Consider the following 12202-nt stretch of genomic DNA (forward strand, 5'->3'; position numbering starts at 1 on the left):
CTACCGATGTATTGTTGAACGCGAAATGTACAGCAAAGATCAACACGCCCTAGTTTTTGCTCTGTAAATCGCACTGAAAGAGTCACACACATACAAGGTAGTATGAGCATAGCCTTGAACAAGCCCAAAATCCTCGCTGAGAGCGTTTGAGGCGGTCTGAGGGTTGTTTTTGGTAGCTAATTTACCCATTTACCATAATAAGAATGATGAACTCCGACATTAATTGCATGAAACGAGAGCTATCTATTTAGTTTCACTGCTGCGACAATCTTAATTTCTTACTAAACTGGAATTAGTATTGAACTAATAAAAAAGGAATAGTTATGCGAATTGTTTTTTTTGTTTTTGCTCTTTTTTTTTCTTCCCTTTCATTTGGAGGTTTTAAACCAATTCACGATAAAGCCTTAGAAGAAAAAGCACTCGATGCGTTAGAAGTTCACTTAGTAGCTGAAGGTTTGATAAGAGATGATGCTGAGCTAGCTCTCGCGTATGAGGAGGGAGGGAAGAGTATTTTTTTCTTTCGAGTAAGAGAGCATGAAGGTGGGGATGAGTTATATAGGGTTTTTTGCTCAAAGGCTAGGTGCCGTTTTAGTTATAACTGACAATTGAAGTTGTAGTGGTCTAATGATCCCTGACAATCACGTAAGCGACTTTTTCTATCCTTTTAATTCATGCTTTGCTTAATTGGCAATCTTGCTAAAACGGAAATGTCCAGAGGCTTCATAAGCCTGAAGTTTTACTCGTGGCGCTTTTCTTGCAAAGTGCCTGCTAGCTCAGATCTGCCCCAAAATCACTTAGATTGAATACTCTACATCGTTTAGGGTGCGAACATTTTCCCTACTAAAAGTCATCCATCCTTATGAACTTTAGTTGTGAACAATTGCTATGTATCACATCAACCATTTAGTCACTTTATCTTCACGGGCTGGGGGTAAAATCACAACAAACTGTATGATATCTTTTATATTATTTAAAGGTACAGGGAAAGTGACATGACTGAAGAGATAGTCAGCTTGATACCTCACACTCCTATATAAAGGGTGTAATCCATCAAAACTCGAACTTAAAGTTAACTGAAACGAAAACAAGGCTCTAATTGAACCTTGTTAAAAAATTGGATGAGTCTATGAGTTAACGACGGAGACCATCTTCAAATCGCTTGCGATAATTGTTTATCACGGTGATTAACGACTTTTTAATATCAACAATTTGTTTGGAATGTGGACACCAAAGCGCGAAGCCAAACTTGAAGCCCTCTAGCATCTCATCGGCTTCAACTGGCTCAATAGCATGATTGGCAAACTCAGTATTAGAAAAGGTTTTAGGCAGTAACGCCCAACCCAACCCCGCTTCGACCATCTTTATCACTAGGGCAAGTTGATCGATTGCTTCATTGTCTGAGCTGTAAATAATCTTCTCTGACATACCTTCTTCAATAAAAGATCGTAAGACAAATTGTTTGCTGTTTTTCAGAGCCACCAAGACTGCACTTTTCTCCAACCTAGATAGATCTCCACCTTTTTGAACAAAAGGGAGAAATTCGAAATGCCCAAGGAAAGTAGCATCAAAGCTATACATCGCCTGACGGTCATGCACATTGACGATACCAAAATGGTATTCGCCACTATCTATGCCTCTTTTGATGTCCTGTTTATTCCTAACAAAAAAGTTCACGCGCATTAGCGGAAAATCGCGAAGAAATTGCTGGCGGATTTCAACCAAAGCGCGATGAGGAATCACACTAGAATAAGCGATGTTGACGCTTTCTAATCCACCATAAGAGAGGCTTAGCGCCAATTTATCGAAAGTACGCGCTTGCTCGATGGTTAATTTAGCATTGTGATAAAGAAGGTGACCATCTTCAGTTGGCTCTACCGAACGCCCCACTCGTTCAAACAAACTGACCGCTAGTTGGTCTTCAAGGTTGGTAATCACCTGCCCTATCGTAGTTCGGTGCTTATTGAGTTTGACCGCGGCTTTGCTAAACGAGAGTTGTTCATAAACGGTCACGAACGCGAGAAGTTGTTCAAAACTAAAATTCATAGGTTTCGCTTCCTTTCTAGAGTGATTTACTTAAAATATGATAACTGATCTGCACCAGTGATACTGGACACTTGACTAAGCGAGTTGCCCTACTTCTGTTAATTCATGACTTACTAAATTAGATAAAACGCAACTCGGAAATGTCCAGAACCTTCACAGATGGCACTTCGTAACTCAGAAGTGCCCCTTTTCTAGTTAGAACCAAAGCTACCCTTCAGCCATAATTGTGACTTTTGACTTACAATACTTGTACTATGCTTTTTTCAGCTTGGTTCTACTTACACAGCAAGCTCTGCAAGTAGAAACCTTCAATGTAGTTGGGCGTTTTATCTACAGATAACGACTTCTCAAATGGTCTTTGAAGTATTGCGCATTCAAGGTTTCGCCCGTTGCACCTTTCACCAAGTCATCAGTGGTCAGCAGGCTGCCTTTGCTCCAAATGTTTGATTCTAACCAAGTGAAGATAGGGGATAGGTCACCGCTTTCAATCACAGAGTTTATATCTACCGTTTTCTTCATTGAAGCCATGAACTGCGCCGCGTACATCGCACCTAATGTGTACGATGGGAAGTAACCAAATGCGCCGTCTGTCCAGTGGATGTCTTGCATACAGCCGTTAGTGAAGTTACCTTGAGTGCTTAAACCAAGGTAAGACTGCATCTTGGTATTCCATAACTCTGGCACGTCAGTGTGTTTGATCTTGCCGTTGATCAAGTCACGCTCAATCTCGTAACGCAGGATAACGTGTGCAGGGTAGGTGAGTTCATCAGCATCGACACGGATGAAGTCTTTCTTCACGCGCGTGTAGATCTTCTGGAAGTTTTCTTTCTCAAATTCTGAGCCTGAGAATTGCTGACCAGCCAAGTTCGCTAAGTGTCCAATGAACGGGTCGCTGCGGCCGACTTGCATCTCGAAGAATAAAGATTGAGATTCATGAATGCCCATAGAACGAGCTTCCCCCGCTGGTTGTCCTGCTAGGTGTTTTGGTAAGCCTTGTTCGTAACGTGCGTGGCCTGTTTCATGCACAATACCCATTAAGCTTTGAACGAATTCCGCTTCGTCATAGCGTGTTGTGATACGCACGTCTGAAGGCACGCCGCCACAGAATGGGTGAACACTTTCATCCAATCGGCCGTGTTCAAAATCGAACTGAAGCAGCTTCATGACTTCTAAACCCAGTGCTTTCTGTTTCTCGGTCGAATAGATACCTGATGGTGCGTTAAATTGCTCGCTCGATTGTTTTTCGATCACTTCATCAATTAAACCTGGAAGCCAAGTTTTAACGTCTGCAAATAGGGTATCAAGTGAAGTAGAGCTGGTGCCCGGTTCATAAATATCCAGCATCGCATCATAAGGCGTTAGATTGGCTGCGTCTGCGCGAATCTGCGCTTCTTCACGAGAAAGCTCAACCACTTCACGCCAGTTCTTTTCGAATCCAACCCAGTCGTTGTTACCGCGTTGGCTACGCCACGCATGTTCACATTTTGAACCCGATAGAGATTTCGCTTCAACCAGTTTTTCTGGAAGTAGGTTTGCTTGTTGCCACTGGCGTTTTATTTCACGAAGTGACGATTGTTGCTCAGTGTTCAGCGCTTCATTTTCAGCGTCTGCAATCCAATCGCCAAGCTGTGGTTGAGTCATTAAGCCGTGAATATGAACAGAAAGCTCGGCCATCGCTTCACTACGAGCTTGGTTACCACCTGCTGGCATCATTGAAGCTTGGTCCCAACCACAAATAGAAGCTAGGTGTTGAAAGCGTGAACATTTTTGAGAGTGTTCGACTAGTTTTTTGAATGCGCTCATTTGACTACTCTTAATTTGGTTTCTTTAAATGATCCTTAGGGCTGCGTCAGCGTTAAGGTTCATCTCGTGTACTTTGATTATGGCTTTGCTTTTTAATGACGCCGACCTTCGCAGTCGAAGATATAGCGAGAAAAGCATGAGGCGGTACGATGCCTTGAATTTACTATTTCTTAACAAATCAAACTGTTCTATTGTGCACAAAATCAGTGAGTTGTATAGCTGGTGGCAATTGTTGCTTGCGAATTGTTCAGATACACGGTATTGATGATAGATCGCTGAACAAAAATGACAATGATATGGATATTTTGAACTTTGAGGCATTTCTAATTGCCATCACTATTTTAACGCTAACGCCGGGCTTAGATACGGCTTTGGTGATTCGCAATACTAGCCGCTCTGGCTTAGCTGACGGTTGTATGACGAGCTTTGGTATTTGTAGCGGCTTGTATGTACACGCGTTTTTCTCTGCTGTGGGTATATCTGCAATCCTCGCCCAATCCGCTGAACTCTTTCAAGCCGTTAAGATGGTAGGTGCGGTTTACCTCATCTGGCTTGGCTTAAGCAGTTTGCGAGCGTTGATGAAAAACGGTGGCGGTTTGAAGGTCGGAGAACAAGCTCAGCAGGCTTACAGTGCAAAGCGTTCTTTGCGTGAAGGCTTTCTGTCTAACGTTCTTAACCCAAAAACAGCAGTTTTCTATCTGGCCTTTTTACCTCAATTTGTAAACCCTGAAGGTTCGCCTTTATTGCAATCTATGTTGATGGCTTCGGTACACTTTATGATTGCGATGGTATGGCAATGTGGTTTGGCTGGCGCTCTTAATTCCGCTAAAAACTTGCTCAAAAACGCGAGTTTTATGAAGTGGATGGAAGGCGTGACGGGCATGGTGTTGGTTGGGCTGGGTGTTAAGCTTCTGATGGAAGAGCCTGTGTAGTTCACCGTTTCCAGTTGAACATGAATATATGAAAGCCCACGACGTGGGCTTTGTGCTTTATTACTGGTAGATCTTTGTACCGATCTTATTCAACAGCGCAGTTATTCAACGACGCTAATGTTCATCTCTGCACCTTCGAAACCTAAGTCACTCAACTCATCAGCATTGAAGTTGGTGGTAACTTCGATGTCGCCAATGCGTTCACTGGTTTCATGAGCCGAATCAACGCTTCTTTTGCTGCGTAGATTGTTAGTAATTGGTGTTGCTTGTCCAATTTCGATAGTACCTGCAAATTGAGATTCAGCGTAGAAATCTCCAGACACGTAAGAGTGGAAGGGGCGTAAGCTTCCGCCAGTCGCGTATTGCATGCTTGATAAGCCAGCTTCTTTAATCGCCCAGCCCCAATCCCACCATTTAGTTTCACCTGGGATGTAACGGTGATCCCATTGGTAGCGAATGTCGGCAGATTCACTGCTGCCACGGCCCATAGTGAAGGTATGAGCCTTGTATGGACGGTTATCTGGATGGGTATGCCATGCGTTGCCACCCCAACGAAGGAAGCCGTTGAATTCAACATCGTAGCTAATATCGGCGTTGAATCGGTACGGGTAAGAGATGCTTGAACGATACAGCTCAACTCGAATCGGTAGCTCCGAATTCGCAGGAACCATAGGACGAGCTTGAAGTGTTACTTGTTCGCTAGTGGAGTTGCCATTTGTTTCAGCGAAGCTTTGGTTAGCCTCGAACTTAACGGTGAGCTTAGTTTCGCCAACCAAAGGCCACTTGAAGGTGTTCTCTGTTTGAACGCTCTGTGAGAATCCGTAGCTGTTCGTTTTCGACCAGTTTGTTGATTCGTCTACTTTTAGGTCTACCACCACTTGTTGCGCGATGTTGCTGTTGTTTCTTGCCGTCGCGTAAACCGTTTTCACTAGTTCACGATCCGACTCGACAACATCACCATGCCAAAAGTTGTCGTCGTTAACGGTGTAGGCAAAATTGTCGACGGTGATTTTGGTTTTTTCATCACAGCGATAGCCGCTACAAGAGCCATTGTTATTTCCTTGTATTACCCAACTGTTGCCAGAGCGCTTTATCGTCATGTCTTCGCCCACGTACTGACTGTTATTACCGCCAACCCAAGCGTAACCTAGGTTGTGGGCTAAGTAGCTTAATGGGCGTACAAAGTCGTTACGGTTGTTCACTAATTCATACTGAACATCGATTTCGCTGCCTTCCTGAACCGATTTGGCGGAATAGTTAGGGATTTCAGATTGGTCGTTGTTTGGGTAACAGAACGTTGACCCACTGCTTGATTGCTTAATTTCGCCATGATAACCCGGCCCCATGATTACCCAGTTTCCTTTTAACCCGGTGATCTGCCAAGTGCCCATGCGAGCGACCAAAGTACTCTTCTGCTCTTCTGCTTCATAACGGTCTATAGGACGATAACCAGAGCGACAGACATCTTCACCAAGTTGGTCAAACACTATTTGGTCTGGGTAAATCTTCGCATTTACACCGGTTGATAGAACAGACAACACTGCGGTTGCTAAGAGACTTCTGTTTACTGTGATCATTAACAATTCCCTCATTTGTAATTTTTCTATTTTGATAATGTTTTGTGTGCCGTGCAGTTAACAAGACAAGTTCACTTTTTCATGTTGATAAATAGATAGATACTGAAAAGGGTTGAATTAAATTACCCAGTTAATTCAATGGCTTGTATTGTCATTAGTGTTTTTACGGTGAAAGAGTATGCAACTGAACGTAAATTGTTTGATGGGGCTCAAACCGTTTTTAGAAAAATGAAGGCCCATTATTCGGGCTTAGACGTCAAAATTATTTGACGTTATTTTTGGCGTTTGTATGAATGGTTAATTAGAAGAACAGGTATAACCATTCACAATACTCGTAGTTTTAAGGTGGGCAGGTAGTGAGTGACAAAGAGTAAAAATCTAACTTGAATATTTTGCTTTGCTATCGGTTTTAAAATGCAAACACTTAAAGTAAGGAAGACTGTAATAATTGTATTACTAATAAAATAATGAAAATAACCATCCGTTTTTTATGTGTAATATCGGAAAAGCTTGCTACTTGATAATAGGGCACTTTTTGCTAGTGGTTAAACTATCTCTAATTATCGTTTGGCCAGAAGTTGCGTTCGGCCTGTATTACACGTTTTAATGATGGCAAATAAATCATTCGAACTTAAGATATCAATCTTTACCGTTAATGGGTCATTGTTGATTAACAGGTAAGGCGCCAATCGGCTGTCATTCATTGTTTTATTTATTTTTTGCACAGAGACTAAGTCAATGGTGCCAGAAATAGAAAAGAAAAGTGATTGAGAAGGACGGGCTGTTCCTCTGAATCGCAGAACAAGTGGGTCGGGCATGTTGTCGTCTTGAACGGACATCAGGTGCAGCACCTTGTTGTTACTTATTTTCGTTAATCCGTCGGTACGTAATACATTGTCATTCACTATCAGGTCCACCACGCTATGTTGGTAGCGATGCTCTTCTTTTGGTTGGGGCGAAGGGATACTCCATATGCCAACCAATAAAACGAATGCAGAAATGAGCGCAACGATTGGCATCATAATTGACCTCTTTCTAGGAATAGGGCCAGTTCGGTACTGGCTTGATCTAGTTGGGTTGGCGTGTAAAAGATGTTGACGGACTGGCGTGTGGCTTTGTTCAGAATAGAGAGCTCAGAATATTCCGCTTCTTCGCTAATGTACGCCACGCAATCACATTGATACTGATAGAGAATGCTTTCTAGCTCTGGCGTCATCGCCATTTCAGGGGCTTGGAAAACTTGTATTTGACCTATCCATTGCTCGCTGAGCCGGTTAACGGGGTTGATATCGCTGAGGTTTCTCTCATTAACCTTAGCAAAAGCCAATAACGCTGATGCCAACAGTAAGCAGCCAGTGGTGAAGTAGCACAACTTGTTTCGGTTTTCAGCAGTGGGAAAGTAAGCCGACGAACTTTGTTTAGGGTTAGGCTTAGGTTCGACTGCAACAGCTGTACCGATAGCAATACCGTTATTGCCGACGGGTATCAGGTTGCTCGCATCAGCAAGGGGAGTTGTGGCTGCATTATTGATGGGGGAGTCGATTACCACGCACTCATCGATAAGGCGATAGCCCACCTTAGGAACGGTGACGATTGGGGTTTCTTTGATGCCTAATCTAACGAACCCTTGGCGCAGTAAACTTATACTTTTCGCTAGTGACGTATCCCCTATGAACTCGTTTCCCCAAGCGAAGCTAATAATATCTTGTTTGTTAACAATATCGGGTGAGTTTTTATGTAATAACTCCAGGACCCGAGTTTCACGGTATCCTACTTTAATAGAACGTTCATCGTTATAAATACGGTTTTTAATCGGGTCGAATCTGATCATATAGCCAACGTTTTATTTTTATTATAATTCTCTCTACAATGTAGATGACTATAAACTGACTAATATATGAATTAAAGTCACATGTTTTATTCTTCTGGTTTTTTGTGTCGTTGAAACGAAAATAAATTTAATATGTTTGTTACAAAACGCCTGACACCTACGCACAATCTGTTAAATATAAGTAATATCTAATTAAGTGTTGGTTTTATTAGTGTTCTTTTTAGTAGTCTTCTATCTTCTTTATTAAATCGCATAGTGGTCGATTTAATATTCTTGTTATTTATAAGGGCATATGTGCTGCATAATAATTTAAGACGTTTCGCTATGTGATGAAAATAAAAAAGCCCGCAGTTGAATGCGGGCTTGGTATTCAATCACTTCAGTTTACGCTTTAACTGCTTCACAATCATTTGAAGACGTCAACGGTTTGAAGAATAGCTTGGTTTCTTCGATAACAACGTGGCGCAGCAAGATAAGCCCGATTAGGTTCGGAATTGCCATTAGGCCGTTCACGATATCAGCCATTATCCAGATCATGTCGAGCTTTAAGAATGCACCAGAAGCCACCAACGCAATGAAGATGATCTTGTAAGGCAATACAGCTTTGGTACCTAGCAAGAACACAACACAGCGCTCACCGTAGTAGTTCCAACCTAAAATTGTTGTAAACGCAAAGAAGATTAAGCCAACAGAAACCAACATAGGGCCAAGGGTATCTGCATTCAGACCAACAGCGAATGCGTGAGTGGTCATCGCAGCGCCTGAAAGATCAGTCTGCCAAGCACCCGTTAAGATAAGCGCCAAACCTGTCATCGTACAGATGATGATGGTGTCGAAGAAGGTACCTGTCATAGAGACAAGTCCTTGTTTCACACATGAGTCTGTTTTAGCCGCTGCTGCAGCCATTGGTGCGCTACCTAGGCCAGATTCGTTCGAGAACACACCACGAGCGATACCTGATTGGATAGCAAGCATGATGCTCGCGCCAAAGAAACCACCGGTTGCTGCTGTGTTGGTAAACGCAGAAGTCACAACAAGGGTAATGGCATTCAGTAGTTGGTCGGCATTTGAAATCAGAACGCTTAAACACGCGACGACGTACATAACCGCCATAGTAGGAACAACTTTCCCTGCCACTTTAGCGATAGATTGGATACCACCAAGGGTAACCACTGCCACTAATATCGTAAGAACGACAGCAGACATCTCACGCGAAGCGCCAAATGAGATTTGAGTTGCGTCCAAGATAGCGTTGACTTGTGGGAAGGTACCGATACCGAAGCAAGCAACGCCGAGCGCGAAGACAGCGAACATTACCGCTAAGATTCGTGAGCCGACACCGTATTGCAGGTAGTACATTGGGCCGCCAACCATTTCGCCATTGCTATCGGTTCTGCGGTATTTAACGGCGAGTAGACATTCTGCGTACTTGGTCGCCATACCAAATACAGCGGCAAGCCACATCCAGAATAGGGCACCAGGGCCACCAATCTTGATTGCGGTCGCTACACCAACGATGTTACCTGTACCAATGGTTGCTGAAAGTGCAGTACACAAAGCCGCGAAACTCGATACGTCACCCGTACCAGATTTGTCTTTGCTGAACACCATTTTCAGTGCAGTTGGGAGGTATCTAAACTGGAGTAAGCCTAAGCGAAAAGTAAAGTAGATACCTGTACCCACTAGCAGAATAAGCAGTGGTGGTCCCCAAACGAATTGGTTGATGGTTTGTAGTGTAGCTTGTAGGTGGTTCATAGATTCCCCTTAATAAATTAAAAATTTAAGGAGAAGAGGGAAGGCAGTGCAGATCACAGGGATCGATAGCACTACTTAATACATACGGATTTCTAGATAGAATTCTTTTGTTAATTAAGGCTGTTGCTTTCCACTCCTCTGTCCTTTTGCCTGAGAGTTTCACTTAGCGAATCACTTATAGATAAGTAACGGGCACTAAGCTTGCTCCTTCGGCGACCGCTTGCTACAAAAAAAGTAGTACGGTTCTCTCCAGAGGTTCCTCCAACGACAGTCCTCACTTTTCTGGATTTCTCCAGCACAAAGCGCCTGAAAGATTTACTTCTTCGGCGGGTTTATCTAACTAAATGTTAATATTTAGTTAAAAACCACTCTCCTGCAGTCTTCATCGGAACAATTACCTAAATAATTAGGTAATCTGTAGGCGTATCCTAGATCATATAAAATGTGATGTCAGCTACAAAATATCTGTTTGCTCAAATGTTGTTCAACTAAATGATCAAACAACGAGTCTCTGACGTAACTTGCTTATTTAAATGGTATAAAATAGAGAAACAAGGAGGAGTTATGACTCGATTAATAGCGATTGTTTTTTTATTGGCTTTGGCATTTGTGCTGTTTCGTTACCGGACAAACGAAAAACTGCAAAAATGGGTAGTGATTGTTATCGTTAGCAGCTTCCTTTTGTATACTGCCAGCCTGATGATTTCGGAGTTAACTCGTTAAATCTGTCTGTGAGCAGATAGGATAAACGTGTTAGCAAAGCTCAAGTGCTTCTGGCTTGGGCAATAGGTTTAGTTGAGCTTAAAGTATCAGTATCAGTATCAGTATCAGTGACCGTGTAACGTTAAACAAATTTTTGGGAGTACCCGCTAGTGAACCAGCAATCTGGACAAAGCGAACAAGATGAAGTGGTTGTTATTGAAGAACGCGATAAGCGCAGTCAGCTTTATATCGGCATTGCTGCGGTTATAGGTTTGGCGTTAGGTGGCTTGATCGGTTCTACAATCACGGCTTCGAAGTGGGAGTCCACTTATCAGGTACTCGAAACTCGTTATCAAGAACTGCATGACAGCAAAACACAGTTGATGACATCCGTTGAAACTAAAGTGGCAAAAGTCGATACCGAAATCGATGCAAAAGTAGAAGCCGCTCTAGTAAAACAAACAGAAGAACATCAAAAAGAGCTCCAAGACCTAGCGAAGCAGTCTTCGGTTTTAGAGAAAGCGAACTACTCGTTAGAGCAGCAGCTAAACGAACAGAAGCAAACGTTAGAGCAAACTCAGCAAGACAACCAGAAACTTAATCGTCAGGCTGACATGCAATCGACTTTGTTTGAGCGTGCGCGTGAAGTTTTCCGAAAAGAATTACAGATTTCTCAAGAACTTGAAAAACTTGAGAAAGAAAGAGATCAACTCGAGCAGAATCTTGGTTCTCTTAAGAAAGCGTGTGATGTTTACTTAGATGGCACATCATGGGATGCGAAATCTGACGCGTGTGAGAAGCAAGATAACGCTAACTCTCGACTGAGTGATATAAGACAAATGATTGAAGTCCACACCATGGACCTCAAACAGATCAAAACTCTCACTGAAGAGATGGGTCTATAAGCCGAAGGCTTTACCAACCTAACGTTAGTTTTTCACTAAATATTGAAACGCCCACATCACACACGTGATGTGGGCGTTTTGCGTTTGTCGAGAGCATAGATCCGGTGCTTTCTCATTATTGATTATTTGCGTGTTTTCATTGTTTGCTTAGATATTTGTGAATAGTTACGTATATCCACAATGATATGTTACTTGTTGTCTATTAAATGACTTTGCATACATATTTTCAGCTCAGAGTCGCTGCATAATAGTGTTGTTCAGGATGAACACGCAGTCGATTGCTAGCTCGCATTTGGCTGCTTTGACGACAAGGGATGGAGTGATGCCAGAGTATCTTTGTGAGAACTGCACCATAGCTTATTGTTTCGATGATTGTCGCTCGCCATTAGCGCAAAAAGAGATGATCAAAGTAGAAGAGTTGGTTCGTCGTGTCGATGTTGAACACGATGATGAACAGAGTGAAAAGGGTGAAAAGAGTGAGCAGGGCATTGAAGGTAGTTATTCGCCTAATCGTTCAGACATAAAAAATCCCCACAAGCCAAGCTGGTAGGGATTTTGGATAAGTTGCAGTCCTGTTCTCGCTTTCTCAAGCAAAGGGTCTTACAAAAATTTTTAGAACAGTTTCGTTTTTAGAGTTGTGTCGTTTCTTAGAAT

General features: G+C 42.7%; 11 protein-coding genes and 1 riboswitch. Of the genes, 5 read left to right on the forward strand and 6 right to left on the reverse strand.

Going from position 1 to position 12202, the window contains the following annotated elements; all coding sequences use genetic code 11:
• Positions 1-323: 323 nt before the first annotated feature.
• Complete coding sequence (locus tag AB6D06_RS07395) at positions 324-602, forward strand: hypothetical protein (RefSeq protein ID WP_017063787.1); 279 nt, start codon at positions 324-326, stop codon at positions 600-602.
• 529 nt (positions 603-1131) lie between these two features.
• Here AB6D06_RS07395 and AB6D06_RS07400 read toward each other — a convergent pair.
• Together AB6D06_RS07400 and AB6D06_RS07405 are read right to left on the reverse strand one after the other, a co-directional pair.
• Entirely contained in the window at positions 1132-2043 is a 912-nt protein-coding gene (locus AB6D06_RS07400; RefSeq protein WP_102333401.1) for a LysR family transcriptional regulator, read from the reverse strand.
• A 330-nt stretch (positions 2044-2373) separates the two neighbouring features.
• On the reverse strand, positions 2374-3846 hold the full coding sequence (locus AB6D06_RS07405) for a carboxypeptidase M32 (protein ID WP_017066275.1): 1473 nt from the start codon (positions 3844-3846) through the stop codon (positions 2374-2376).
• Positions 3847-4142: 296 nt separating this feature from the next.
• On the opposite strand from AB6D06_RS07405, the gene AB6D06_RS07410 reads away from it, so the two are divergent.
• Positions 4143-4778, forward strand: coding sequence for a LysE family translocator (locus tag AB6D06_RS07410; protein ID WP_017058961.1), 636 nt, complete (start codon positions 4143-4145; stop codon positions 4776-4778).
• A 101-nt stretch (positions 4779-4879) separates the two neighbouring features.
• Here the strand turns inward: AB6D06_RS07410 and AB6D06_RS07415 are convergent, their stop codons facing one another.
• The 4 genes from AB6D06_RS07415 to AB6D06_RS07430 all read right to left on the reverse strand — a co-directional run bounded on the left by AB6D06_RS07415 (position 4880) and on the right by AB6D06_RS07430 (position 9941).
• The gene (locus tag AB6D06_RS07415; protein WP_372110087.1) at positions 4880-6355 is read right to left on the reverse strand and encodes an aerolysin family beta-barrel pore-forming toxin; all 1476 of its coding nucleotides are present in this window, start codon (positions 6353-6355) and stop codon (positions 4880-4882) included.
• 560 nt (positions 6356-6915) lie between these two features.
• On the reverse strand, positions 6916-7377 hold the full coding sequence (locus AB6D06_RS07420) for a hypothetical protein (protein ID WP_017059728.1): 462 nt from the start codon (positions 7375-7377) through the stop codon (positions 6916-6918).
• Positions 7374-8186: a transcriptional regulator gene (locus tag AB6D06_RS07425; protein ID WP_372099294.1), complete on the reverse strand. Its 813-nt coding sequence runs from the start codon at positions 8184-8186 to the stop codon at positions 7374-7376. Before AB6D06_RS07425 ends, AB6D06_RS07420 begins: the two co-directional genes overlap by 4 nt.
• Positions 8187-8570: 384 nt before the next feature.
• On the reverse strand, positions 8571-9941 hold the full coding sequence (locus AB6D06_RS07430) for an alanine/glycine:cation symporter family protein (protein WP_372099293.1): 1371 nt from the start codon (positions 9939-9941) through the stop codon (positions 8571-8573).
• A gap of 128 nt (positions 9942-10069) precedes the next feature.
• A riboswitch (glycine riboswitch) is annotated at positions 10070-10204 on the reverse strand.
• Positions 10205-10505: 301 nt separating this feature from the next.
• Here AB6D06_RS07430 and AB6D06_RS07435 point away from each other — a divergent pair.
• From AB6D06_RS07435 to AB6D06_RS07445, 3 genes are all read left to right on the forward strand, one after another.
• Positions 10506-10664: a hypothetical protein gene (locus tag AB6D06_RS07435; protein ID WP_004733573.1), complete on the forward strand. Its 159-nt coding sequence runs from the start codon at positions 10506-10508 to the stop codon at positions 10662-10664.
• Between the two features lie 149 nt (positions 10665-10813).
• Positions 10814-11548 (forward strand): chromosome segregation ATPase, encoded by a 735-nt coding sequence (locus AB6D06_RS07440; protein WP_017066271.1) that lies wholly within the window; start codon positions 10814-10816, stop codon positions 11546-11548.
• Between the two features lie 322 nt (positions 11549-11870).
• Positions 11871-12098: a hypothetical protein gene (locus tag AB6D06_RS07445; RefSeq protein WP_065584878.1), complete on the forward strand. Its 228-nt coding sequence runs from the start codon at positions 11871-11873 to the stop codon at positions 12096-12098.
• The last annotated feature ends 104 nt before the right edge of the window (positions 12099-12202 follow it).

Source organism: Vibrio sp. 10N.239.311.G01 (genome assembly GCF_041465805.1).
GTDB classification, from domain to species: domain Bacteria; phylum Pseudomonadota; class Gammaproteobacteria; order Enterobacterales; family Vibrionaceae; genus Vibrio; species Vibrio crassostreae_C.

What these genes read in the sequence shown, in the direction of transcription:
- AB6D06_RS07395 (WP_017063787.1), top strand. Translation starts at nt 324, where the DNA reads ATGCGAATTGTTTTTTTTGTTTTTGCTCTTTTTTTTTCTTCCCTTTCA.
- AB6D06_RS07400 (WP_102333401.1), bottom strand. Translation starts at nt 2,043, where the DNA reads ATGAATTTTAGTTTTGAACAACTTCTCGCGTTCGTGACCGTTTATGAA.
- AB6D06_RS07405 (WP_017066275.1), bottom strand. Translation starts at nt 3,846, where the DNA reads ATGAGCGCATTCAAAAAACTAGTCGAACACTCTCAAAAATGTTCACGC.
- AB6D06_RS07410 (WP_017058961.1), top strand. Translation starts at nt 4,143, where the DNA reads ATGGATATTTTGAACTTTGAGGCATTTCTAATTGCCATCACTATTTTA.
- AB6D06_RS07415 (WP_372110087.1), bottom strand. Translation starts at nt 6,355, where the DNA reads ATGATCACAGTAAACAGAAGTCTCTTAGCAACCGCAGTGTTGTCTGTT.
- AB6D06_RS07420 (WP_017059728.1), bottom strand. Translation starts at nt 7,377, where the DNA reads ATGATGCCAATCGTTGCGCTCATTTCTGCATTCGTTTTATTGGTTGGC.
- AB6D06_RS07425 (WP_372099294.1), bottom strand. Translation starts at nt 8,186, where the DNA reads ATGATCAGATTCGACCCGATTAAAAACCGTATTTATAACGATGAACGT.
- AB6D06_RS07430 (WP_372099293.1), bottom strand. Translation starts at nt 9,941, where the DNA reads ATGAACCACCTACAAGCTACACTACAAACCATCAACCAATTCGTTTGG.
- AB6D06_RS07435 (WP_004733573.1), top strand. Translation starts at nt 10,506, where the DNA reads ATGACTCGATTAATAGCGATTGTTTTTTTATTGGCTTTGGCATTTGTG.
- AB6D06_RS07445 (WP_065584878.1), top strand. Translation starts at nt 11,871, where the DNA reads ATGCCAGAGTATCTTTGTGAGAACTGCACCATAGCTTATTGTTTCGAT.